Below are 24,901 nucleotides of genomic sequence, written 5' to 3'. Positions count from 1 at the left end.
TGTGAACCCGTTTACACATATTGACAAGAATGGCGATGCCGTTATGGTCGACGTCAGTGGAAAGACGGTGACGTCGCGGACGGCCATAGCCTGCGGCCGTATTTCGATGAGCCGTGAGTGTTATGATGCCGTGAAAGCCGGCGCTATGAAAAAAGGCGACGTCCTCGGCGTAGCCCGCGTTGCCGGGATTATGGGCGCCAAGCGGACGAGTGAACTCATTCCGCTCTGCCATATCTTAAACCTTACAAAATGCGGCATCGAATTTATTTTTCATGACGATGTCTGTGAAATCGAAGGCCGCTGCACCGTCAAGTGCGACGGCAAGACCGGCGTCGAAATGGAGGCCCTGACCGGCGTGTCGACGGCCTTGCTCACGGTTTACGACATGTGTAAGGCTGTCGATAAAAAAATGTGCCTGAAAGACATTCATCTCGTCGAAAAAATAGGTGGAAAAAGCGGCCATTTCCAATATGATGGAGGCTCTGACCATGAAGGATAGATGGGGGCGGACCATTGATTATCTCCGCCTGTCGCTGACGGACCGCTGCAACCTTCGCTGCCGCTACTGCATGCCGGATGACGTCGAAAGCGTCGGCCATGATGCGGTCCTGCGTTATGAGGAAATGATGATCGTCTGTAAAGCTGCGTTGAAGCTGGGCATCGACCGCTTTAAGATCACCGGCGGCGAGCCCCTGGTTCGGCGAGGTGCCGTCGATTTCATACGAGCCTTGAAAGGCCTCGACAGTGTCCGCTCGGTCACGATGACCACCAATGGTATGCTGCTGGAAAAAGATTTGCCGGTCCTGTCCGATTTGGGCATTGACGGAATCAACATCAGTTTGGATACCTTAGATGCTGAGCAGTACAGACGGATTACCGGCGGCGGAGACTTGTCCGTCGTCCTTAAGGCACTCCATGCTGCTGTAGAAGCCGGTGTAAACGTCAAAGTAAACGCCGTATTGCTGGCTGAAACGAGAAATCAAATCGTAAAATTGGCAGAACTCGCCCAGTCGCTGGCCGTCGATGTCCGGTTTATCGAGCTCATGCCCATTGGTTTTGGGACGACCCTGGCCGGACTCACTCGCGATGATTGCCTGAAAGTCCTGCGCCGTGCCTATCCGGACCTTGCAGCGACCGATGAAGTGCGCGGGAACGGTCCAGCAGACTATTATAAGAGCCGGCATCTTTACGGGCGAATCGGCTTTATTGCCGCCAACAGCCACGCTTTCTGCGCGTCCTGCAATCGCTTGCGCCTGACCAGTACGGGCTTTTTAAAACCTTGTCTCTGTTACGATGACGGCGTCGATTTACGGAACATTATCCGCAGCGGACGTCCGCTACGTGAGATGCAGCAGGCCTTGACGGAAGCCATCGAGAGAGCCGTTTATGAAAAGCCGGCGAAACACTGTTTTGGCGAGAAAGCGGCCATTAGCGAACATAAAATGATGAGTCAGATTGGAGGATAAGAAAATGGGAAAAATACAGGCCATTTGTAGCAGCGACGTTCGGGGAATCGCCAAAAGCGTCATCCCTGAAGGGCGTTTTAAGGTCGATTGGGGGTTAGAAGGCGATGCCCATGCCGGTCACTGGCACCGCCAAGTCAGTCTGCTGGGGCTTGAAAGCATTGAAGACTTCCGTCGCCGCGGCGGCAACGTGGAATTTGGAGCCTTTGGCGAAAATCTGGTCGTTGACGGCTTTATCTTTTCAAAACTTCCGGTAGGGACCCTGCTTCGCTGCGGGGACGTCTTGCTGGAAATCACTCAAATCGGCAAGGCCTGCCACAGTCACTGTGCGGTATATGAAGCCGTTGGCGACTGCATCATGCCGCGGGAAGGCGTCTTTGCTAAAGTTCTGGAGGGCGGTGTCATCCGTCCGGGAGACGAGATGGTAGAAGTGGAACGTGGGGAAAAACGACCGTACCAGGCGGCGGTTATTACTCTTTCCGATAAGGGCTCTCAGGGACTGCGCCAAGACGAAAGCGGTCCGGTCATCGTTAAAAGGTTGGAACAGGAAGGCTATGACGTCGTCGAAACGATTCTCCTCCCCGATGGACGGGACGAATTGGAGCAACATCTGCGCCAACTGGCAGACCAGCGTCAAGTCGATCTCATTTTGACGACGGGCGGTACCGGTTTTGGCCAGCGGGACGTTACCCCGGAAGCGACAATTGCCGTTGCCGACCGTCAGGTGCCGGGGATTGCCGAGGCCATCCGAGCAGCCTCGATGAAGGTCACGCCGCGGGCCATGCTGTCCCGGGCCGTCAGTGTGATCCGTAAGAAAACCTTGATCATCAATCTGCCCGGCAGTCCTAAGGCTTGTCAAGAATGCATGGATGTCTTTTTAGCGACCATTCCTCACGGGTTGGATTTACTTCGCGGCGGTGTTTCTGACTGCGCTCGCAAGTAAATTTACATAAACGCCATTTTTATAAAGGAGATGCATGACCATGATATGGAAAAAAGCAGCAGCGGCGGTGTTAGCTGGGATGATGGCTTTCGTCTTGGTCGGCTGCGGAGCGGAAAAACAAGCAGCCCCGGGTGCCGGCAATGGTGAAAAAGTTCATTTGACGGTATTTGCGGCAGCCAGCATGACGGAAACGATGACCCAAATTGCCGAACAGTATCAGAAAGAGCATCCGAATGTCGAAATTTCCTTTAACTTTGATTCGTCGGGAACGTTGAAAACGCAGATTCAAAACGGAGCCGACTGTGACTTGTTCATTTCAGCGGCGCAGAAGCAGATGAATCAGCTCGATGCCGCCAAAGACGGCAAGGATAATCCCGATAAACTCGATTTCATCAAAAGCGACAGCCGCATCGACCTCTTGGAAAATAAGGTCGTCTTGGTCACGCCGGAAGGGAATCCCAAGGGCATTCAGAATTTCAATGACATGGCCGCGAAATTAAGAGACGGTTCCATCCGTCTGGTTATGGGCAACAGCGACGTTCCTGTCGGTCAGTATACGCAGAAAATCTTGAAATTCTACAACCTCGATGAACAGGCCGTTGCCGAGGCCGGTCACATTACCTACGGTTCCAACGTTAAAGAAGTCACGACTCAAGTCCGGGAAGGCAGTGCCGACGCCGGTGTCATCTATGCGACGGACGCTTTTAGTGCTAATTTGAAGCCCCTTGACGAAGCGACGAAAGACATGTGCGGCCAGGTCATCTATCCGGCAGCTGTCATGAAGAACAGTAAGCATCAGCAGGAGGCACAGGATTTCTTGAATTATCTCAAGGGTGCCGAAGCGATGAAAATCTTCCAGCGCGTCGGGTTCAGCCCCGTCGGCTAAAGGTGGTCGACTATGGATTGGTATCCCCTTTGGAACAGCCTGCGCATTGCGGCTATCGCCTGCGTCATCGTCTTTTTCAGCGGCATCGCCTTGGCTTACTACGTGGCTCGGCTGCCGCGGGGCTTAAAAGGAATTCTCGACGTCGTCCTGACCCTGCCCCTGGTGTTGCCGCCGACGGTCTGTGGCTGGCTGCTGCTCCTGGTCTTTGGACTCCAGCATCCCATCGGTATCTTTCTCAATGAGACCGGCATCCGTTTCGTCATGACCTGGTACGGCGGCGTCCTGGCATCGGCTGTCGTCGCCTTTCCCCTCATGTACCGCACGGCGCGGGGGGCCTTTGAAAGCTTCGATGAAACACTGGCCTGGAGTGGAAAGACCTTGGGGTTGTCGGACACCTTTATTTTCTGGCATATCCGCATGCCCTACTGCAAACAGGGCATCATGGCCGGCACGGTCCTGGCCTTTGCCAGAGCCCTCGGCGAATATGGGGCGACGAGCATGCTTATCGGCTATATCCCCAAGCATACGGCGACCATTTCGACGACGGTGTACCAATTATGGCGGACCAATGATGAGTACAGTGCCTTCATTTGGGTCTTGGTCAACATCGCCATCAGTGCCGTCGTCTTGATGACGGTCAACCTCTTTGAAAAGCGTAGCCGTGAAAGGAGGCGACCGGCATGATTGATATTTCGGTCTATAAAAACTGGGGGTCCTTTACCCTCGATGTAGCCCTTCATCATCAAGGCGGTATCCTTGGAATTCTCGGGGCTTCCGGCTGCGGGAAGAGCAAAACACTGCAGTGCGTGGCCGGCATTGAAACGCCTGATGAAGGACACATCTCCGTCGGAGGGAGGATCTTCTTTGATCGTAAACGAGGCATCGACGTCCCGGTTGCCCGACGGCGGGTAGGGTATCTTTTTCAGCATTATGCCTTATTCCCCAACATGACTGTCGAAGAAAATATTCGCTGCGGCGTCCGCTCGTCGACAAGGGACCTGGCTCGGAAGCAGGTGAAGTCCATGATGGAACGCATGCGCCTTACCGGGCTCGAGACACTGAAGCCGGCAGAACTGTCCGGTGGTCAGCAGCAGCGGGTCGCTTTGGCAAGAATTCTGGTAAATGAACCGGATATTCTCCTATTGGATGAACCTTTCAGTGCCTTGGACAGCTATTTAAAGGAAAAAGTCATTACGGAACTGAAGGCTCTCTTGGCAGAATTTCCCAAGGATGTTATCTTAGTTACCCACAGCCGCGATGAGGCCTATCAGCTCTGCCATTCCATTGCCGTCCTCGATGGCGGCCGGGTGTCGGCTGTCGGGCCGACAAAGGAACTCTTTGCCAATCCTCAGTCCAAGGCGGCAGCTGTTTTGACGGGCTGTAAGAATATCGTCTCGGCCAGAAAAAGCGGGTCGGAATCGGTATTCATCCCCGATTGGCAAGTCACCCTTCAGACGGAAGGACGACCTGTCGGGGACGATCTCTGCGCTATCGGAATCAGAGCGCACGCATTTCACGGCGGCGAAGGAGCAAATTCCCTGCCAATCGTCATTACGGAAGAGATTGAACAGCCTTTTGAATGGATCGTTAAATTCCGTTATCCCCGTCAGTCTCTGGCGACGCCCGATATTTGGTGGCGCTTTGCAAAACCGGATCGGCCCGATATCCTGCCGGACCGCTTAACACTTAGGGGTGACGATATTTTACTACTTTACAGGTGATGATTATGGAACGGATATATACAGCATTATATGAAAATCTAAAGGCCGGCCGCCCGGCTGTTCTCCTGACCGTTGTCGAGCGAAAAGGTTCGACGCCGCGCGGTATCGGAAGCCATCAGGTCGTCTTTGTTGATGGAACGACGATGGGGACGGTCGGCGGCGGCTATCAGGAGCACTTGGCCATTGAATGCGGCAAAGCCTGTTTGGCTGAAAAACGGTCTGACTTTCGCCGTCTTATTCTTCATCCCAATGACGTGGAAGACATCGATGCTGCCTGCGGCGGCGAATTGACGGTATTTTGCCAGTACTTCGACCCGGCTTTGCCGAAGGTCCTTGAGGTACTGGCGGCGATGATCTCGGCCTTACAGCATAAGACCGCTTCGTGGCTGGTCTTTGATATCGGCGACGTGAGTCATTGGGGCATGGCCCTCCTTACCGATTCGGTGATCGGCTGCGGCAAGATGGCGTCCTTACAGTCCGTCGATGCCGCCTGGTGCCGCAGTCATCCTGCCGGGATGACGGATGTCGGAGACGGCTGCCTGTATCATGAGCGTTTGGCGTTGCCGGGGCGGGTTTTTATCTTTGGCGGCGGCCATGTGGCTCAGGCCCTGGTACCCGTTCTTTCGGGCATCGATTTTTCATGTATCGTCATCGACGACCGGCCGGAATTTGCAAAGGGCGATTTATTTCCCCAGGCCGCGGCGGTGCGTCTGGTCGATTATCGGGAATTGCCGGAAGACCTTGGCATCACGGCCGATGATTACGTTTGCGTCATGACCCGCGGCCACCACGGTGATTACGACGTTCAGCGGCAGATCCTGCCTATTCGGCCCCACTATCTCGGCGTCATCGGCAGTCGCCGCAAATTGGCCTTTGTTAAAGGGAAACTCTTGGCCGACGGATTTTCCGAAGCCGATATCGACGCCTGCTATGGTCCCATCGGCCTTGCCATTTCAGCGGAAACGCCGGCTGAAATCGCCATTAGTATTGCCGCTGAAATGATCGCCGTCCGGGCCCGGCGGGAAGGGCGGGAAAAGCACCGGCTCAAGTCCTTATGACGGCCCGTGTCGAGACCTACGTCGGGGCCGGGGGCAAGACGACGACGATTTTTTTTCGGGCCTTGAAGGCGCGGCAATTAGGAAAAAAAGTGGCTGTCGTTACGACGACTCATATGATGCGGCCGCGACAGGGGTTCGTCCCCGGTGACCTGCCGGCGGGCTGGAAGGAGCAGTGGCAGAAAGTCGGCATTATCGTCGTCGGCACAGCCCTTGATAATGGGAAAATAACCTATCCCGGCGATGGTGTTTATGAGGCTCTTTGCGAGCTTTCAGACCTCGTTTTAGTCGAAGGCGACGGATCGCGTCGCATGCCTTTGAAGGTCATGGGACCTCATGAACCGGTGATTCCCGAAAACAGCGATGCCGTTTACTGTCTGGCCGGCCTGTCGGCACTGGGACAGACCGCCGGAAAAGCCTGCTTTCGTCATGACTTATTGGGCCTTCCGGAAGATACGGTGATTACGGAGTCTCTCATGACTCACATTGTTGAAGAGGGCTGCTTGGCCCGCCTCGGCTCCTTTTGGGACCGGACGACGGTCATCCTGAATCAGGCTGATGACGAAGCTCTCTTTCAGTGCGGCCATCGAATCTTGCAGTATCTGTCGCGGCCGGGACGTATGACGGCCTATGAAGAGGAAGCGAGGAATCTACCGTGAAGATACAATTAATCCTTATGGCGTCGGGCTTTGGCCGTCGTTTCGGAGGCAATAAACTATCGGCTGTGGCAGCGAGCCGACCTTTATATTCCTATGGGCTTACCAGCCTGTGTCAGGGGGCACAGGCTTTTTTGCCATTGTCCGGTATTGACTGTTCCGTCGCCGTCGTTACCGCCCATGATGATATTGCCGAGGCCTGCCGAAGAAAACATATCGACGTCCTTTGGAACCCTGAGGCCTTAGAAGGTATGGCTGCTTCGATTCGAATCGGCGTCGGCACTTATCCCGACCGGGATGTGTGGGGCTTTTTCCCGGCAGACCAGCCACTCTTGACGGGGCAGACGATTTCTCTCTTTTTGCGTCAATTTATCGCCTCCGGTGCGGCTGTCGGTTGTATGCACAATGGCGAGCGGCGGTGCAGCCCGGCCTTGTTCCGAGCCTCCTGCAAAGATGAACTCTTAGCTCTTTCCGGTGATGTCGGGGGCCGTCATCTGATTCAGTCGGATCATACCTGGGTCTGTCATCCCGGCGATGCGGCCGAACTCTTCGATGTCGACACCCGAGACGACATGGCTGCGGTAACGACTAGATTATCCATATAATGATTTAAATTATTGGCATACATCGACTTATAAGATACATGGTATATCTTGACCGCGACAAATCGGATGCGAACCGTTATAATAGAGATATATACTTGTCATGGGAGGGAGTGCGGTGATTAAGCTGTTAGCTGCCATTTATCTGGTTTGGGGCTTCAACTGGGTCGTCATGAAAGAAGCCAATCTCTTTTTTCCGCCGGTTACCTTTTCCTGCTACCGATTCATTATCGGGGCCTTGGTACTGTTGGCGGTCTGTTTTTGGTTGAAACTGCCGATACCGCCGCGTCGCTATTGGCCGTGGATTGCCATTACTGGATTTTTGCAGATTGCCGTCAATACGGCGGCCATTCAAATCGGCATGGTAACCCTCGGAGCGGGCTTGGTCGCAGTCCTCAATTACAGCATGCCCGTGTGGATGGCCCTGATGGCGCATTTCTTCTTGGGTGAGCACTTGACACGGCGAAAAGTCATGGGCATCATCGTCAGTATGGCCGGTATGTGTCTGCTCATGAATGTCGACAGCGGCGGCGATGTATCCCTTGTCGTACTGACTTTGGTCGGCGCAGCTGCTTGGGCGGCAGCTGGGATTATCGTTAAAATTCAGGACCGCCGCATGAAGGCCAACGACTGTAATCTCATTCAATATACGACGTGGCAGATGGTCATCGGCGCCTTGGCATTGGGGCTTCAGGCGGCTGTCATGGAGAACGGGACGATTCAGTGGACGCCCTTGGCCGTGGGCTGTCTGTTCTATAACGGAGTCCTGGCTTCGGCCCTGGCCTTTTTCATGTGGAACTATCTGTTGACTCAAATCGAAGCGGCCAAGGCGGCAATCGCCATCCTCGGCGTTCCCGTCGTCGGCGTCATCAGCGGCGTCTTGGTCCTGGATGAACCGCTGACGATGATGACCCTTATCGGCATGGTCATGATTTTGGCAGGCATCGTCTGCATCGTTCGTCAAAAGAAACCGGCCGGAACGACAGTCGGCAAGATTTAAGAAACTTGATTTGTAATTAGGAGGCATGTTATGAAATGTGTAGTATTGCTCAGCGGCGGCGTCGACTCGACGACGTGTCTGGCCATGGCCTTAGAAAAATATAAGAAAGAAGACGTCTTAGCGCTGACGTCCTATTACGGACAGAAGCACGCCAAGGAATTGGAATCGGCCAGAAACGTTGCGGCTCATTACGGCGTCGCTCATCGAGAAGTCGATTTATCCCAGGCCTTTTCTTTAAGCGACAGTTCGCTCTTACAAGGCAGTCACAAGAAAATCGCCGCGGAATCCTACGCCGACCAATTAGCAGAAAAGGGAGGAGAAGGGACAGTCGATACGTATGTCCCTTTTAGAAACGGATTGTTTTTGTCTTTTGCCGCAGCCATTGCCGTCAGTGTCGGCGCCGAAGTGATCTATTACGGAGCCCATGCCGACGATGCGGCCGGACGGGCTTATCCCGACTGTACCCCGGAATTTGAGACGGCTATGAATACGGCTATTTACGAGGGATCAGGAAGAACCTGCCATTTAGAAGCGCCGTTATTGTCCTTAAATAAGGCTGGTGTCGTGAAAGAAGGGCTGCGCCTAGGGGCACCCTATGAACTGACCTGGAGCTGCTACGAAGGCGGCGATAAACCGTGCGGTGTTTGCGGAACCTGTCGTGATCGGGCGGCGGCCTTTGCCGCCAACGGCGTTGCGGATCCGGCACTGCAGTAAGTTTTGGTGGTGGCAAAAAGCAGCTCTCAAAGGAGAGCCTTGAATCTTGGAGAGGATGGTGCAGTTATGAAAGGCAGTATAAAACGGCAGCTCGCCGCGGTCATCTTGATGAGTCTCATGGGCTTCGGTGCGGTCTATGCTGCGGATGTCTCAGAGAAGGATAATTTTTATCAGGCTGTCAATCACGGCGTCTTACAGGAAAAGAAAATCGAGCCGACAGAGGCCTCGTGGTCGTGGTTTTCGGAACGCTCCTTAGAAAATAAAAAGGCCTTAAGGAAAGAGGTGGAAGCCATTGCGGAAAAACAGGGAACCTATCCGAAAGGCTCTCCGGAACAGAAAATCGCCGACCTCTATGTCAGCGCCTTGGATAATGAAAAACGAAATGAAACGGCTCCGGGGAAGCTGAAGGCTTTGACGGAACCGATCAAAGAGGCAAGGAATCTGACCGAGTTGACCAAGGCCCTTCAGAAGGTGAGTGAAAAGACAGGGGCCGGTGTCTTTATCGACTATACGGCAGACCGCATTCCAACCGGTCTGCGCTATATTCCCCGAATCCTTGTGACAGAGCCGTCTTTTACGCGAGATGAATTGGAAAAAGAACCTCAACCCGGCGCCTGGAAGGCTTATCGTGATTACGTTGCCCACGTTTTGGAAGAGGCCGGAGAAACGCCGGATAAGGCGGCAGTCCACAGCGAAGCTATTTTTGCCATGGAACAAAAACTGGGGCCCCATCTCTTGACCAGTGAACAGCGAAATGACGTGACCGTCCAGAATCGGCTCGTATCGCAAGGTGAGCTAAAAAAACTCATGCCCCATATGGGGGCTCAAACGATATTGGCCGGCCTTGATTTGACAAAAGAAAAACAGTTTTTCCTGTCAAATCCCGATTATTTACAGCACTTCGATGCGCTCTATACGGCCGATAATTTAGACCTCTTAAAGAGTTATGCCGTTTACCAGGTATATAACGGCTTTGCCCCTATGGCTCATATCAAACTGCGAGACCTTCAGCGTGACTATTTGCGCCAGCGTTTCGGCATTGCCAAAGCCCATACCGACAAGGAAGGCGCCAGCCGTATGGTCCAATTCGTGCTGTCCTATGAGGTCGGTCAGATTTATATGAAAAATCACAGTACGGCGGCGGTCGTGGACGATGTCAAGGACATGATCCGGGAAATTAGGGACGTCTACAAACTGCGCCTTGAGGCCAACGACTGGCTCAGTCCCAAAACGAGGGCCAAGGCCATTGAAAAACTGAACAGTCTGCGCGTTTTCGTAGGGGGCCCGGCAGACGATGACAAACCGATCATTGAAAGCATGCCCGACGTCATTGCGCCTCAAGACGGCGGTGATTTACTGACCAATATCATGCATAACAGCGTATTAGAACGGCAGCAGGTCCATGCTCTTCTGGGAACGAATTTTAATCCCGACAAGTGGTATGCTTTTGCCCCTCAGGACGTCAACGCCGCCTATATTCCCGAAAACAACAGCATCACCATTCCGGCCGGTATCCTCCAGGCTCCGTTCTATGATGCTAAGGCTTCGCGCGGTGCCAATCTCGGCGGTATCGGCGTCGTCATCGGCCATGAAATATCTCATGCCTTTGATCCCAATGGCAGTAAGTATGACAGTGAAGGACGATTAAAAAACTGGTGGACGAAAAAGGATGCCGAGGCCTTTCAGAAACTGTCTGCTGCTTTTGGTCCTTATTACGATAACTATACCGTCGGCAAGGGTCTCCATGAAAACGGGAAGTTGGTCAGTAATGAAGCTATTGCCGACTGCGGCGGCCTGTCGGTCGCAACGGAGCTTGCCAAGGGCGATGAAACCGTCCTGCGCGATATCTACCATTCCTTTGCGGCTATTTTTGCAACTAAGATGACCGATCAAATGTTGCTGTACTTGATTCAGAATGATCCCCATCCAATTGGTGAAGCTCGTGTCAACGGTGCCTTATCGGCGACGGACGGCTTTTATAAAGCCTATGGAATCACATCGGGAGACGGAATGTACGTGGCACCCGCGAAGCGGGTTCACCTTTGGTAATTCTAACAAAAAGATAACAAAAAGAGGGGGAATTTATAAAGTCTCCCCTCTTTTTATCTTGCAATATTTGGGGGAATACGGTACAATCGCAAGTGAGCAATAGCCGTATATTGCACTGGTGGGACAAAAATCGTACCACTGGGAACAGAAACGTAAATCGTTACGTCTATGTGAGTAGAAAAGGAGATATCTGTATGCTAAAAAAAACCAAGATCGTCTGCACTTTAGGCCCCAGTTCTAATACTCCGGAAATTATTGAAAAGATGATTAAAGCCGGCATGAACGTTGCCCGTTTTAACTTCTCCCACGGGTCTCATGAAGAACATAAACAGCGCATCGACATGGTTCGAGCTGCTTCCAAAAAATTGGGAATCCCCGTAGCACTGCTCCTCGACACGAAAGGCCCGGAAATCCGTTTGGGCAAATTCAAAAACGGCTCGATCATGATGGAAGCCGGCAATGAATTTACCTTGACCGCTCGTGACGTAGAAGGCGACGAAACGATTGCTTCTATGAACTATAAAGAATTGCCCCAGGACGTTAAGGCCGGCGACCATATCCTCTTATCCGACGGTTTGGTAAACCTCGAAGTCGTCAGCGTCGAAGGCGAAGATATTCATACGAAAATCCTCAACAGCGGTAAGATGAGCGACCGTAAGCGCGTTGCCGTACCGGGTATCGCCATCAACCTTCCGGCTGTCTCTGAAACGGATGCGGCCGATATTGAATTTGGCTGCCGTATGAATATGGACCTCATTGCGGCTTCCTTCATTCAGCGCGGCAAAGACGTCCTTACCATCCGCAAACTGCTTGAAAAACACAACAGCGAAATGAAGATCATTTCTAAGATCGAATGTCAGGCTGCTGTCAATAATATTGATGAAATCATTAAGATGAGCGACGGCATCATGGTCGCCCGTGGTGACCTCGGTGTCGAAGTACCGGCAGAAGAAGTCCCGATGCTCCAGAAAGTCCTCATCCGCAAATGCCATGAAGCCGGTGAACCGGTCATCACGGCAACTCAGATGTTGGAATCGATGTGCAACAACCCTCGTCCGACTCGTGCTGAAACGAGTGACGTTGCCAATGCCATCATCGACGGCACCGATGCCATCATGCTCAGCGGCGAAACGGCCGGCGGTCTCTATCCGGTAGAAGCCGTTGAAACCATGGCTCGCGTCGCTACCTTTACGGAAAGCAACTTTACGTCGAGACCTTTTGAAGATGACGATTGTGAATCGGCTACGACGACCGAATCCATCGGCAAAGCCGTCGTTAAGATTGCCAAAGACCTCCATGCTGCAGCTATCATCGCTTCGACCGAACGCGGCGGCACAGCCCAGATGATTTCTAAATTCCGTCCGGACTGCCCCATCGTTGCCGTATCTCCGCACGAAGCCATCGTTCGCCGCTTACAGCTCAACTGGGGCGTTCAGGCCATTAACGGGAAAGAAGCCGTTGACTCTGATGCTGTTGTCGACAATGCTATCTTTGCAGCCCTCGACAACGACCTCATCAAGGCCGGTGACCTCGTCGTTCTGACGGCAGGCGTTCCCGTTGCGAAAGCCGGTTCGACAAACATGATTCGCGTTCAGGTCGTCGGTGACGTCCTCCTTCGCGGTACCGGTATCGGCCGTAATTCGGCTATCGGCAAAGTCTGCGTTGCCGAATCGTTGGAAGACTTGAAAAAGAACTTCACGGACGGCTGCATCTTGGTTCTCCGCGCCGCTCGTGCAGACTTTGTAGAATACATGAAACGCGCCAGTGCCATCGTTTCCGAAGAAGCAGGCCTTACCAGTGAATCGGCTATCGTTGCCATCACCCTCGGCATCCCGACCGTCGTCGGTGCAGAACATGCTGCGGATACCTTGAATAATGGTGAAGTCGTCACCGTTGACGCCAGCCGCGGCACGATTTTCCGAGGCGCAGCGAACGCACGATAAATCATAAAGAATACTTCGTGAATGATTAAAAACTCCCTCCGTGAGTCTGCCTTATAAGGCCTGATTTATGGAGGGAGTTTTGCGTTAAAGACTGTTTTTGGGTTTAATTTCGTGATTGTTATGTCACTACCGGTGAGGAAATGGGCTAAGGAGATTGTTTTGGGACGTGAAAAAATTGCCATATCTTCACTGCGGATGCTTTTATATTGTGACTGTATTGTGCACGGGCCATTACTTCGGTGTTATCGACGAGGTATATAATCGGGTAAAACAAGAAAGGATGATGGTTATGAAAATGACGAAGAATATGGCCAAACTGGCAGCTGCTGTCTGCCTGTCTATGTCTTTAGGATTTGGTGTCGTATCGGCCTTGGATGTACCGTTTTCGAACGGGGCGATGCCGCAGGGCATGCCTCCCCAAGGGATGCCGCCCCAAGGCATGCCGCCTCAGGGACAGCAGGGAAAATCCTTGTCGGAATTTACCGCTGCGCAGCGGATTACGGGAAAAGAGGCGCTTCTTGTCAACCAGGATATCACGGCTGATGAGGCCGATGAAAATTCCGTCCTGGCAGAACAAGGCGCTGACGTGACCCTGAAGCAGGTTCGCCTTTCCAAGACGGGACATACGACCAGTGAAGACGGCAGTAATTTTAACGGTCAGAATGCCGTCCTCCTCGTTTCGAACAGTACGGCGTCCCTTTCCGACTCTACAGTCACTTCTGATGCCGAAGGGGCCAATGCCGTCTTTGCGACGGGAAAAAATGCAGTCGTCACTGTTAAAGACATTAAGATTAACACCAAAGGCAATTCGTCCCGCGGCCTCGATGCGACGTACGGCGGTACGATTCACGGTGAAAACGTAGACATTACGACGGCAGGGGCTCACTGTGCGGCCTTGGCGACCGACCGGGGTGAAGGCAATGTCTACGCCACAGGCAGTACCCTTTCGACGAGCGGGGAAGGCAGTCCGGTCATCTATTCGACGGGCAACATCGTTCTCACGAAGAGCAATGGCGTCGCCAAAGGCAGTGAAATCGCCTGCGTCGAAGGAAAGAATTCCATCTTCATAGAAGACTCGACCCTCACCGGATATAAGAACCACGGTGTCATGCTCTACCAGAGCTTTTCCGGCGATGCCGGGACGGGGACGGCTTCTTTTACGGCTAAAAATTCGACCCTTCGCAACTATTCTGACGGAGCTATGTTCTACATCACCAATACCAAGGCCGTTGTCAGCCTGACCAACACCGTCATTGAATCGCCGAAGAACAAGAATCTCATCGAAGTCGCCAGCGACCGCTGGGGAACGGAAGGTTCAAACGGCGGTGACTTTGAATTTACGGCAGCCAAACAAACTCTCAGCGGTGACGTCATCGCCAATAAAATCAGTACCGTTTCCGTCAGCTTGACAGACGGCTCGAATTGGAGCGGGGCTATGAATCCAAAGCACACGGCTAAATCGGCCAGCCTTTCTCTCGATGCCTCGTCGGTTTGGAACGTGACCGGCGACTCCTACGTCGCAGCTTTGACTGACAGTGATACGACTCTCGGCAACATCCGCAGCAATGGCCATACGATTTACTACGATAAGGGCAATGCGGCTAATGCCTGGCTCAAAGGCAAGACCGTAAAACTGACGGATGGCGGCAAAGTAACGCCGTTATAGGCCCATAAAGGCCAGCATCTGCATCATTCCCGGGATAAAGGTATCGATGTCAAGGGACTCTTCTAAGGTGTGTTCGCGGTGACTGCGGCAAAAGCCGAAGGAAATGGCCGGGATCCCCAAGCTTAAAGGGATATTGGCATCGGTACTTCCGGCAATGCAGGTTGTGGTCAGGCCCTGCTGTTTACGGATGGCCGTAATCCTCCGGACGAGGGGATTCTGGTCGACTTGACTGCACGGCCGTTCGCCAATGCTTTTTAAGGAAATGCGAACATCACGGGACGGCTTTTCTAAGAGGGCGCGGAAGGCCTTGTCGAGGCTGTCGAGAGAAGTTCCGTCTTCCGAACGAAGATCGACGGTGAAGCGAACCTTTGCGGCAATGGAATTGACCGTCGTGCCGCCGCTGATGGTGCCGACGTTATAAGTCGTCTTGGGCTCGGCCGGGAGCGAGAGGCTGTAAAGCGAATCGATGACGGATGCGGCCGCGGCGATGGCATTGGCGTTCCCAAAGCCCATCCAGCTGTGGCCGCCCGGCGTTTCTATGGTGACCTCATAGCGCCGGGAGCCGACGGCCGTGGCGACGAAGGTGTCGAAGGTGCAGTCGACGGCGACGACTTCAGAAATGCGGCCGGCCCAGTCGGTCATGATTTGGCGAATGCCCTTGAGATTGCCCAAGCCTTCTTCGCCGACGTCAAAGGCGAAGAGGATACCCTGAGGCGGTGTCAGCTTTAAGTCGAAAATCATCTTGATGATGAATAACAGGCCGGCAATGCTGGCGCTGTTATCGCTACACGACGGGGCCGACAAGGTGTTTTCTGATTGGTGAATCGGTATCTCGGACAACTTTTCAAAGACCGTATCCATGTGGGCCGTATACAAGGCCGCTTTTTGGCCCTTTTTCAGCCGGCAGGGATAGAGGATGTTGCCGCTGTCATCACGGTAGGCTCCGTCGGCGCCCAGACTGTGGAGGTATTGCAAGATCCATTTGCCTTTGACTTGTTCACGGCCCGTCGGTGACGGGATGGAAATAATCGTTTTGAGGAGCTCCAGCCATTGGTCTTGATGCTGACGTATATAGGTTTCAATGATGTCGTTCATGAATTTCATCTCCCGTAAGAATTTTCCTTATTATACCATATCTATGGGAAGGATGATTTTTCGTATTCCTGTATTTTCCATAAGGTAGACGCAAAAAGGCCCTGTCCGCATGGGACAGGGCCTTGGTGTATATTATCCTAAGATTTTTTTCAAGTCGGCTTCCGGCGTCGTCGTCGGGGAGATGTTGAAGTTTTCAACTAAGTAGTTGAGGACGTTCGGCGAGAGGAAGGCCGGCAGTGTCGGTCCGAGGTAGATGTTCTTCAGGCCTAAGTAGAGGAGGGTCAAGAGGATGCAGACGGCCTTCTGTTCGTACCACGAGAGGATTAAGGTCAAGGGCAGGTCGTTGACGCCGCAGTCAAAGGCTTTCGCTAAGGAGACGGCGACCTGGATAGCGCTGTATGCGTCGTTGCACTGGCCCATATCCATGATGCGCGGCAAGCCGCCGATGGTGCCGAGGTCGAGGTCGTTGAAGCGGTATTTGCCGCAGGCTAAGGTCAAGATGACCGTATCGGCCGGGGTCTGCTGAACGAAGTCGGTGTAGTAGTTACGGCCCGGGCGAGCGCCGTCGCAGCCGCCGACGAGGAAGAAGTGTTTGATGGCGCCGGCTTTGACGGCTTCGATGACTTTGTCGGCAACAGACAGAACCGTGCCGTGGCCAAAGCCCGTCGTGACCGTCGTACCGCCGTTGATGCCGGTGAAGTGCTGTTCTTCTTTATAACCGCCGAGTTCCAATGCTTTTTCGATGACCGGCGTGAAGTCCTTGTCTTCGCCGATATGGGTTACGCCGTCAAAGGAGACGACTTCCGTCGTGAAGACGCGGTCGATGTAAGATTTCTTAGGAGGCATGAGGCAGTTCGTCGTGAACAGGAAAGCACCGGGAACGCCGTCGAATTCCTTCTGCTGGTTCTGCCAAGCCGTGCCGAAGTTGCCTTTCAGATGTTTGTATTTTTTCAGTTCCGGATATGCATGGGACGGGAGCATTTCGCCGTGGGTGTAGACGTTGATCCCCTTGCCTTCTGTCTGCTGGAGGAGGCGTTCCATATCTTTAAGGTCGTGGCCGGTAACGACGATGAACGGGCCTTTTTCGATGGTCAAGGGAACCGTCGTCGGAACCGGTGTGCCGTACGTCGAGGTGTTGGCTTCGTCGAGGAGGGCCATGCAGGTCAGGTTGACTTTACCTGTTTCCATGACGATAGGAAGCAGTTCGTCCATGCCCCAGTCTTCGCTCAGGGCCGAAAGGCCTTTGATGAAGAAGGCGCCCAGTTCGTCACTGGATTTGCCGAGCATCAGGGCATGATAAGCGTAGGCTGCCATGCCGCGCATGCCGAAGAGAATGAGTGATTTCAAGGAGCGAATGTCTTCATCGGCATTCCACAGGCCGCTCATGTCGTAGTCGTCAGCCGGGGAATCCGAAAGAGAGGCCGATTCAGCATGGACTTTGTCGATCATAACCTGCGTCGTTTCGGTGTTGAAGTTGACGTTGGTAACGGTCGTGAACAGGCCTTCGAGAATGACCCGGTAGGTCTGCGCCGTCGGAACGGCGGTCTGACAGGTACGGGCGAGACCGATCAGAGCGCCGGTCAATTTGTCCTGAAGGCCGGCTTCAGCCGACGATTTTCCACAGACACCGGCACCACCCGTACAGCCTGTACCGAAAGCGGTCTGTTCACACTGGAAGCAAAACATCTGTTGTTCTTTTGTCATTGAAAAAAACCTCCTCTATCTTTATCACAATAAAAAATGAATGAATACGTAAGTTATCTAGTATGTCTTCAGCTCTTATCGAGTATACGTAGAGTATAGCAGGAGTCGATGTGGATTTCCGTTGCATTTACAACAAAATGAAAATTATCTTTCCTTTTGGAAACGAAAACGATGCTTGCGAAATGAGGTTTTCTACGGTAATATAGATGTATATAATCTATATTATAATAGATTCGACAGATATGTAAATAGGAGGAATTCACGATGTCAGATAATAAAACCTATGCTGTGTTTAAAACGAATAACGGCGACTTTACGGTAGAGCTCTTTGCAGAAAAAGCACCGATTACCGTTGAAAATTTTGTAACCTTGGCCAAAGACGGATTTTACGATGGAACGATTTTCCATCGCATCATTGCCGACTTCATGATTCAGGGCGGCGACCCGACCGGTACCGGCCGCGGCGGCTCGAAACAGACCATTCCCGATGAATTCGGTGAAGGCCTCGATTTCAGCCAGCCCGGTATCTTAGCTATGGCCAATGCCGGCCCTAATACAGGAAGTTCTCAGTTCTTCGTCACCGTCGTCCCGACGCCGTGGCTCCAGAATCATCATTCTATCTTCGGCAAAGTCGTTAAGAATTATGATGTTGTCGAAAAAATCAGCGGCGTTCAGACGGATTTCGCCGATAAACCCCTCGAAGATGTCGTTTTGAATACCGTTGAAATCACGACTGAAGCGTAAGGCTTCATGATTTATTATACGTATATGGTGCGCTGTGCCGACCAGTCGTTATACACCGGCTGGACCCTCGATGTATCTAAAAGGGTGGCCGCGCACAATGATGGCAGAGGGGCTAAGTATACCCGTTCCCGTCGACCTGTGACCCTGGCCTGGTGCCAGGGTTTTCCTACAAAACACGAAGCTATGCATTGGGAATGGGAAATCAAGCAGTGGTCGAAAGACAAAAAAGAGCAGCTCTGCCGTGACCAACTTTCGGTTTGTCCTAAGGGAGATGACTCACTATGAATCGATGGAAAAAATGGCTGACGACGATGGTGGCCGGATTTACCCTCTGTGTGGCTCCGGTAGCCGCTGTTTCTGCTGCTTCGGCAGCTCAGATCCTGCTTTATGGAGCGGCTTCCATGGCGATGGCCCGTCAGCAGCTGATGAAAATGGATGACCAGAATCAGAAACAGATGCTGGCCAGTACCCAGGCGAAGACCGGCGTTCTTGACGACGAAGCCTACAGCCGGAGAGTAGAAACGATTCAGCGCAACCTCGTGGCGACGGGACTCGTTAAGCGAAATTACGACGTATACGTCAATCCTTCGAAGGAACTCAATGCTTTTGAAACGGTCGGCGGCGTTATTTCGATTAACCGCGGGATGGTCGAGGCCTTAAATGATGATGAACTGGCCTTTACCCTCAGCCATGAAATGCAGCACGGTGAAAAGCGTCATGCCGTCAACGGCGTCTTGAAGAGTATCGGCATTGCAACCTTGGTCGACGTAGCCCTCGGCGGCAATGCCAACGTCCTCGATATACTGCTTGGCAGTGTAGCTGTCAACTATATCGATAATGAAGTCGTTACCATGGACCAAGAAAAACAGGCCGATGAAACGGGTTTCAACATCATCAAGAACACGGCTTATAATGTCGGTGGGGCAGCTTCGTCCATGCAGTACGTTTACGAACAGTACGGTGATTTGTGGCAGGAAGGGTTTAAACGGGTCATCAGCCCGAATAACCATCCCCAGATGTCGAGCCGTATCCAAAAATTGGCCGGCCGTATGAGCCAGTGGTCAGGAAACCACGTCCAAGTCGGCGGCAATACGGTCTATGTCAATGCTCAGCCTGTCGTGACGCCGGCTGCTATGGGCGATTATTCGTCGCGCCGCCGGGCCTTCCTCGTAGCCGGTAATTTGGCACGGTCCTTCCACGACGTCTATGGCGAAGCGCCAAAAGACAATAAAGTGCTGACGGAAACCATCAATAAAAAAGATCCGTCCTGGAACATCAGTACCCGGGGCGATGAACTCTATCTGAACGGCCAGTATATCATGACCGGAGCTGCCGGTGACAGCGTTACGAGTATTGCCGGTAATTTGCAGCGAGCCGTTGACAGCAAAGCGGCGATGCTGAGCAAGGGCGATATTCAGCAGAAAGATAAAGAATGGACACAGAAGTACGGGTATAAGGCTACGAAAGAAAAGGCTGCAGCCAAGGAAAATCAAGTAAAGAAGGATAAAGATGCATAAGCAGATTGCCTGCGTCGTGGCCCTCATGGCCTTGACCCTGGGTGTCGGTATCTTTGCCGGAGCTCGTCAATCGATGCATTCCCCGGGAGTGGATATGATTTTGGAACAAGCTCGGCAGAGAGCCATGACCGATAATGAGGAAATGCCTGTGCTCCGAGGAAAACCGCAGGTCACCCTTCACTATCCGCAGTCGAATCCGGCCGCCGGTCATCCGATCCTTCGCTGGAGCCGTGTTGACGGTGCCGTGATGTACGATGTACAGATCTTGAAAAAAGACGGTGATTCCGATGCGGGAACGACGGCCTATGAGCCGTTCATGGAGGATCAGCGGGCCTATGCGACAGGGTTAGAATTGAAGCTGCCCGATACCTTCTTTGGTCCTGTCTTTTACTGGCGGGTACGCGGTCTTGACCTCAAAGGACGCCCGGTCAGTGAATTTTCTGATATTGAAGAAACCTATGTCGATATTTTTAAATCGGTGAGGGAAAAGCCGATACCCTTGTCTTTTTTTAATCAAGGTCCCGGTCAATGGCTACTCTATCCGGTGTATGATTGGATTGCCGTCCCCGGTGCCAAGTCCTATGAAGTAGAAGTCCTCGACGGGGCTCCGGAAAATCCCAACGGAACGAGGCCTTCCATCCACCGCATCGATGTCTACCATCCGGAGTATTCCCAGCAGTATGACCAAAAGGCTCGCTGGGGCGATAAGACTTTTTATTGGCGCGTTCGGGCCTTGGATGAAGATGGGAAGGCCATCGGCGGCTATTCCGATGCCGTGCCTTTCGAGCTGAGTCCCAAGACCGAAGCCGGGGAAGTCGCCATTTTCGGTGACAGTATCAGCCACGGCGGCGGCAGCGTTTCCTATTCGCCGACGGATTGGGAATTCAGCTACGCTTCGTACTTGAATTTTCCGACCATTAATTTATCTCAAAGCGGCGATACGAGTGCCATGGCTGCCGAGCGATTTGAAAAAGATGTCCTTCCCTTCAAGCCGTCGTACGTACTGATCCTCGTCGGCTCGAACAGTCTACGGGCCGGTGTCCCGTCGTGGGAAGTCATCGGCGATCTCCGGTCGATTAAAAAACAAGCCTTGGAGAACGGAATAAAACCGGTATTCCTGACGATTCCGCCTCTCAACCCGGAAAATATCAAGGCCGCCTTCGACCAGGATACGACCGACGATTGGCGACGGTCCATTGCCGAGGTCAACGATTATATCGATACTCAGGTTCACATCGATATCGTACCCGGCATGGCCGATGAAGACGGCGAACTCAAGACCGAGCTGGCCTTAGACGGACTTCATCTGGATCCGCCGGGAAAAGAACTGATGGCCCAGGCCATTAACAATGTTTGGGATGATATTACAGCCCTTCCTGACAGTGCTTGGGAATAGGCTGATGAGCTCTTACTTATGACAAAACGCCCTGCCGTAGTACGGCAGGGCGTTCTTTTATTCTGATAATAATTTTTTTGCGGTGAACTGGTCCGTAATGAGGACGTTGGCATAGCCGCCTTTTAAGGCTGCTCGGATACTGGCTATTTTTCCATCGCCGCCGGAAAGTAAGATACTGTATTCTTTATGGCGCAGATCGTCCAGGTCGATTCCGACGGTACGGTCATTCAGTTCCTGACTAGATATATTTCCGTCTTTGTCGAAGAAGCGGGAACAAATGTCACCGACGGCGTGGGTTTTTAGATAGTTCTTTTCCTGTGAATCGGCATAGCCCAGGCGGAAGAAAAGGGCGGTGTCGCGGACGGTACCGACGCTGAAGATGGCGATGTTGGCATTGCGGCCGAGCTCGAGGACGCGCTTGATATGGCGGTCGCGGTAGACCATTTCCTTGACTTCCTTAGAATCAAATAAGACCGGAAGGGGCAGGTATTGGGCGATGGTACTGTAATTGCTGGCGAACTTTCCTAAAATTTCATTGGCATAGGTTTCGCTGGTCGATAAGGTGATGCCCCCCTCGAGCTGGACGATTTGGGCGCCCTTTAAGGGGTGAGGAATGAGTTGATGGGACAGGTTGTTCAGCGTTGTCCCCCAGCCGACGCCAATGATGTCGCCGTCTTGAATGATGTCATTGACATAGGCGGCGCCGCGCTGGCCGATGTATTTTTTTATTTCTTCTTCATCTTCAATGGGAGCGTTGGCGATGCAGACATCGCGCAGGCCGTAGGCTGCAGCTACTTTTTGAGCCAACTGGCTCTGGTCTTCGATGGGGTCGAAGATTTCGATGCGTACAAAGCCTTTGTCTTTGGCATACTGCAGGAGCCTCGACACCGACGGGCGGGACAATTTCATTTCCTTAGCGATATCAGCTTGGCTGAAATTGGACTGATAGTATAATTTGGCGGCACTGATGGCCAGTTTATTCTTATCGTGCTGCATAGGCATTCATCCTCAATATGGTGCTTCTAAAAACACGGTTGTCAAAACAGAAGTCGTACAATAAGGTTCTCTTTATTATCGCATTTTTAGCGGTCCTTTTGCAAGGTAAAAGGGTAGAATAAAAAAGAGACTGCCTTTATATACCTTATATCTTGCATAAAATACATGACTTTACAAATACTATACAAGAATTGAAAATATGTAAAAATACAATTGAAAATAATTACGATAGATGTATAATGAGAACAGGTAAAGAAATCTATGCAATAAGCGAAAGAAAAATCAGATGTTATGTATGGAAGGAGAAATGTATTATGCAGGACAAGCAGTATGTAATGGCTCTTGACGCCGGCACGACGAGCAATCGCGCAATTATTTTTGACAATGAATCGCATATCGTCAGTGTCAGCCAAAAGGAATTTACCCAGTATTTCCCAAAGCCGGGCTGGGTTGAACACGATGCCAATGAAATCTATCACACCATGCTTGAAGTTATGCGGGAAGCTTTGGCCCAGTCGAATCTGACAGCCAATGAAATTTCAGCGATCGGGATTACTAACCAGCGTGAAACGGCTGTCGTCTGGGATAAGAAGACCGGCGACCCGGTGTACAATGCCATCGTTTGGCAGTCCCGTCAGACGGCGGAAATCTGTGAAGACTTGAAAGCTCGCGGCTTGGTCGATGAATTCCGTGAAAAAACGGGCCTGGTCATCGATGCTTATTTCTCAGGCACCAAGGTAAAATGGATTCTCGACAACGTAGAAGGGGCCAGAGAAAAGGCGGAAAAGGGCGATCTCCTCTTTGGGACCATCGACTGCTGGCTCGTTTGGAAGTTGACCGGCGGCAAAGTTCACATTACGGACTATTCTAACGCGTCGCGTACACTTATGTTCAACATTAAAGAACTAAAGTGGGATGACCAGCTCCTTGAATATTTAACCGTTCCGAAATCGATGCTGCCGGAAGTTCGCCCGTCGAGCGATATTTATGGGTGGACAGAACCGTCGATCCTCGGCGGTATGGTCAATATTGCCGGCATTGCCGGTGACCAGCAGGCAGCTCTCTTCGGCCAGACCTGTTTTGAACCGGGCATGGCCAAGAATACCTACGGGACGGGCTGCTTTATGTTGATGAATACGGGGACGACGCCCATTCCTTCTAAAAACGGCTTGGTTACGACCATTGCCTGGGGCCTTGACGGCAAAGTCGAATATGCCCTCGAAGGTTCTATCTTCGTCGCCGGATCGGCCATTCAGTGGCTTCGTGACGGACTGCGGCTCATCGATACGGCTCCCGATTCGGAATGGGTTGCTAAACGGGTTCCCGATTCGGATGGCGTCTATGTCGTTCCGGCCTTCGTCGGCCTTGGCGCTCCGTACTGGGATATGGATGCTCGTGGTCTCATTATCGGCATTACGCGGGGCACGAAAAAGTCTCACATCGTCCGGGCTACCCTCGATTCCATGGCTTATCAGACGAAAGACGTCCTCGGCGCCATGGAAGCCGATTCGGGTATTAAATTGGCCGCTTTAAAGGTAGATGGCGGCGCCGTTGCCAACAATATGCTCATGCAGTTCCAAGCCGATATCCTCGGCGTTCCTGTCGATCGGCCTCAGGTCATTGAAACGACGGCTCTCGGTGCGGCCTACTTAGCAGGCCTTGCCGTCGGCGTCTGGGATTCGAAAGAAGATCTGGTCTCGAGCTGGAAACTTCAGAATCGCTTTGAACCGACGATGGATCCTGAAAAATCGAGTGCCTATTATAAAGGCTGGCGCAAAGCGGTCAAACACGCAATGCATTGGCTGAGTGATGAAGACTGACAGAGAGGTGCATAGCTATGATATACGATAACTTACTTGGTGAATTCATCGGAACGATGGTCCTCATCGTCTTCGGGGGCGGCGTCTGTGCCTGCAATACCTTGGCGAAATCGAAAGGCCAGGGCGGCGGCTGGATCTGTATTACGACGGCATGGGGTTTTGCCGTAATGCTCGGTGTCTTTACGGCGACGACCTTGGGCGCCCCACAAGGTGACCTGAATCCTGCCGTCACCTTAGGGAAAACCATGATCGGCATCTATTCGGTACCGCAGTTTATTGTTACCTCTATCGTTCAGATCCTGGGCGGCAGCCTCGGTGCGGCTATCGTTTGGCTCGCTTACTTGCCCCATTGGGCTGAAACGGAAGACAAGGCTGCGAAGCTCGGCATTTTCTGTACGGCCCCGGCTATCCGCAACTATCCGGCCAACTTCCTTTGCGAATTTATCGCGTCCTTCTTCTTGATGTTCGTCATTTGGATGATCTTTTCCCCGGCTGTCGGCAAGATTCCTGCCGGCCTCGGGCCCTATATCGTAGGTGTCCTCATCTGGGCTTTGGGTATGAGCCTTGGCGGTCCTACAGGGTATGCCATGAATCCCGCCCGTGATCTCGGTCCTCGTCTGGCACATGCCATTCTGCCGATTGCCGGTAAGGGCGGTTCCGATTGGGGGTATGCCTGGGTTCCTGTCGTCGCTCCGATGGTCGGTGCCTTCGCTGCCTACGTCGTCGCTGCAGCACTGAACGTATTCTAATTTCATGATGGTTATTTCGGTTATAGGGACTCGGTACGGGTCCCTATAATTTTAGAAATTTACAAAATTTCTTATTTAAATGAACTTAGTTTCAAATCGGGAAATGCATATATCATAGCTTATTTTTTGACTATGATAAATTAGCATTACCATAAAATGAAAAAATGTAAAAATAGACTTGC

23 protein-coding genes are annotated in these 24,901 nt (G+C 52.4%); 20 read left to right on the top strand and 3 right to left on the bottom strand.

The window, feature by feature from the left end:
• Window position 1 precedes the first annotated feature (1 nt).
• From moaC to A0U42_RS05955, 14 genes are all read left to right on the top strand, one after another.
• Window positions 2-499: a cyclic pyranopterin monophosphate synthase MoaC gene (moaC, locus tag A0U42_RS06020; protein WP_044502956.1), complete on the top strand. Its 498-nt coding sequence runs from the start codon at window positions 2-4 to the stop codon at window positions 497-499.
• Complete coding sequence (moaA, locus tag A0U42_RS06015) at window positions 489-1,466, top strand: GTP 3',8-cyclase MoaA (RefSeq protein WP_065360266.1); 978 nt, start codon at window positions 489-491, stop codon at window positions 1,464-1,466. Before moaC ends, moaA begins: the two co-directional genes overlap by 11 nt.
• 4 nt (window positions 1,467-1,470) lie before the next feature.
• Window positions 1,471-2,406, top strand: coding sequence for an MOSC domain-containing protein (locus tag A0U42_RS06010; RefSeq protein WP_065360265.1), 936 nt, complete (start codon window positions 1,471-1,473; stop codon window positions 2,404-2,406).
• 40 nt (window positions 2,407-2,446) lie between these two features.
• Complete coding sequence (modA, locus tag A0U42_RS06005; RefSeq protein ID WP_065360264.1) at window positions 2,447-3,292, top strand: molybdate ABC transporter substrate-binding protein; 846 nt, start codon at window positions 2,447-2,449, stop codon at window positions 3,290-3,292.
• A 12-nt stretch (window positions 3,293-3,304) separates the two neighbouring features.
• Window positions 3,305-3,976, top strand: coding sequence for a molybdate ABC transporter permease subunit (gene modB, locus A0U42_RS06000; RefSeq protein ID WP_065360263.1), 672 nt, complete (start codon window positions 3,305-3,307; stop codon window positions 3,974-3,976).
• The gene (locus tag A0U42_RS05995; protein ID WP_065360262.1) at window positions 3,973-5,013 is read left to right on the top strand and encodes a sulfate/molybdate ABC transporter ATP-binding protein; all 1,041 of its coding nucleotides are present in this window, start codon (window positions 3,973-3,975) and stop codon (window positions 5,011-5,013) included. The genes modB and A0U42_RS05995 overlap by 4 nt, the downstream gene beginning before the upstream one ends.
• Before the next feature lie 5 nt (window positions 5,014-5,018).
• Complete coding sequence (locus tag A0U42_RS05990; RefSeq protein ID WP_065360286.1) at window positions 5,019-6,071, top strand: XdhC family protein; 1,053 nt, start codon at window positions 5,019-5,021, stop codon at window positions 6,069-6,071.
• The gene (gene yqeC, locus A0U42_RS05985) at window positions 6,068-6,727 is read left to right on the top strand and encodes a selenium cofactor biosynthesis protein YqeC (RefSeq protein WP_065360261.1); all 660 of its coding nucleotides are present in this window, start codon (window positions 6,068-6,070) and stop codon (window positions 6,725-6,727) included. The genes A0U42_RS05990 and yqeC overlap by 4 nt, the downstream gene beginning before the upstream one ends.
• Window positions 6,724-7,329 carry an NTP transferase domain-containing protein gene (locus A0U42_RS05980; protein ID WP_065360260.1) on the top strand — a complete coding sequence of 202 codons (606 nt, stop codon included), beginning with the start codon at window positions 6,724-6,726 and terminating at the stop codon, window positions 7,327-7,329. Before yqeC ends, A0U42_RS05980 begins: the two co-directional genes overlap by 4 nt.
• 115 nt (window positions 7,330-7,444) lie before the next feature.
• A complete protein-coding gene (locus tag A0U42_RS05975) occupies window positions 7,445-8,326 on the top strand; it encodes a DMT family transporter (protein WP_218055527.1) in 882 nt (293 codons plus the stop codon).
• 30 nt (window positions 8,327-8,356) lie between these two features.
• Window positions 8,357-9,040 (top strand): 7-cyano-7-deazaguanine synthase QueC, encoded by a 684-nt coding sequence (gene queC, locus A0U42_RS05970; protein ID WP_065360258.1) that lies wholly within the window; start codon window positions 8,357-8,359, stop codon window positions 9,038-9,040.
• 66 nt (window positions 9,041-9,106) lie between these two features.
• Window positions 9,107-11,089, top strand: coding sequence for a M13 family metallopeptidase (locus tag A0U42_RS05965; protein ID WP_065360257.1), 1,983 nt, complete (start codon window positions 9,107-9,109; stop codon window positions 11,087-11,089).
• A gap of 194 nt (window positions 11,090-11,283) precedes the next feature.
• Window positions 11,284-13,032: a pyruvate kinase gene (gene pyk, locus A0U42_RS05960; RefSeq protein WP_065360256.1), complete on the top strand. Its 1,749-nt coding sequence runs from the start codon at window positions 11,284-11,286 to the stop codon at window positions 13,030-13,032.
• Between the two features lie 289 nt (window positions 13,033-13,321).
• Window positions 13,322-14,698 carry a hypothetical protein gene (locus A0U42_RS05955; protein WP_065360255.1) on the top strand — a complete coding sequence of 459 codons (1,377 nt, stop codon included), beginning with the start codon at window positions 13,322-13,324 and terminating at the stop codon, window positions 14,696-14,698.
• Here the strand turns inward: A0U42_RS05955 and A0U42_RS05950 are convergent.
• Complete coding sequence (locus tag A0U42_RS05950) at window positions 14,693-15,793, bottom strand: M20/M25/M40 family metallo-hydrolase (protein ID WP_065360254.1); 1,101 nt, start codon at window positions 15,791-15,793, stop codon at window positions 14,693-14,695. The genes A0U42_RS05955 and A0U42_RS05950 overlap by 6 nt on opposite strands.
• A 132-nt stretch (window positions 15,794-15,925) precedes the next feature.
• A complete protein-coding gene (gene hcp, locus A0U42_RS05945) occupies window positions 15,926-17,497 on the bottom strand; it encodes a hydroxylamine reductase (RefSeq protein WP_065360253.1) in 1,572 nt (523 codons plus the stop codon).
• Between the two features lie 264 nt (window positions 17,498-17,761).
• On the opposite strand from hcp, the gene A0U42_RS05940 reads away from it, so the two are divergent.
• The 4 genes from A0U42_RS05940 to A0U42_RS05930 are packed head-to-tail and all read left to right on the top strand — an operon-like array spanning window position 17,762 to window position 21,154.
• Window positions 17,762-18,241, top strand: coding sequence for a peptidylprolyl isomerase (locus A0U42_RS05940; protein WP_044502941.1), 480 nt, complete (start codon window positions 17,762-17,764; stop codon window positions 18,239-18,241).
• Window positions 18,242-18,247: 6 nt separating this feature from the next.
• On the top strand, window positions 18,248-18,526 hold the full coding sequence (locus tag A0U42_RS11470) for a GIY-YIG nuclease family protein (RefSeq protein ID WP_044502940.1): 279 nt from the start codon (window positions 18,248-18,250) through the stop codon (window positions 18,524-18,526).
• Window positions 18,523-19,758, top strand: a complete 1,236-nt coding sequence (locus A0U42_RS05935) for a M48 family metallopeptidase (protein ID WP_065360252.1) — start codon at window positions 18,523-18,525, stop codon at window positions 19,756-19,758. The genes A0U42_RS11470 and A0U42_RS05935 overlap by 4 nt, the downstream gene beginning before the upstream one ends.
• A complete protein-coding gene (locus A0U42_RS05930) occupies window positions 19,751-21,154 on the top strand; it encodes a GDSL-type esterase/lipase family protein (RefSeq protein ID WP_065360251.1) in 1,404 nt (467 codons plus the stop codon). Before A0U42_RS05935 ends, A0U42_RS05930 begins: the two co-directional genes overlap by 8 nt.
• A gap of 57 nt (window positions 21,155-21,211) precedes the next feature.
• Here the strand turns inward: A0U42_RS05930 and A0U42_RS05925 are convergent, their stop codons facing one another.
• Entirely contained in the window at window positions 21,212-22,150 is a 939-nt protein-coding gene (locus tag A0U42_RS05925) for a sugar-binding transcriptional regulator (RefSeq protein ID WP_065360250.1), read from the bottom strand.
• 314 nt (window positions 22,151-22,464) lie between these two features.
• Between A0U42_RS05925 and glpK the strand changes: the two genes are divergently transcribed.
• The gene (gene glpK / locus A0U42_RS05920; protein ID WP_065360249.1) at window positions 22,465-23,970 is read left to right on the top strand and encodes a glycerol kinase GlpK; all 1,506 of its coding nucleotides are present in this window, start codon (window positions 22,465-22,467) and stop codon (window positions 23,968-23,970) included.
• Window positions 23,971-23,987: 17 nt separating this feature from the next.
• Window positions 23,988-24,719 (top strand): MIP/aquaporin family protein, encoded by a 732-nt coding sequence (locus tag A0U42_RS05915; RefSeq protein WP_083122350.1) that lies wholly within the window; start codon window positions 23,988-23,990, stop codon window positions 24,717-24,719.
• Window positions 24,720-24,901: the final 182 nt, after the last annotated feature.

This window comes from Megasphaera sp. DISK 18, assembly GCF_001682955.1.
Lineage (GTDB): Bacteria > Bacillota > Negativicutes > Veillonellales > Megasphaeraceae > Megasphaera > Megasphaera massiliensis.
This window is presented reverse-complemented; position numbering and strand designations above follow the sequence as displayed.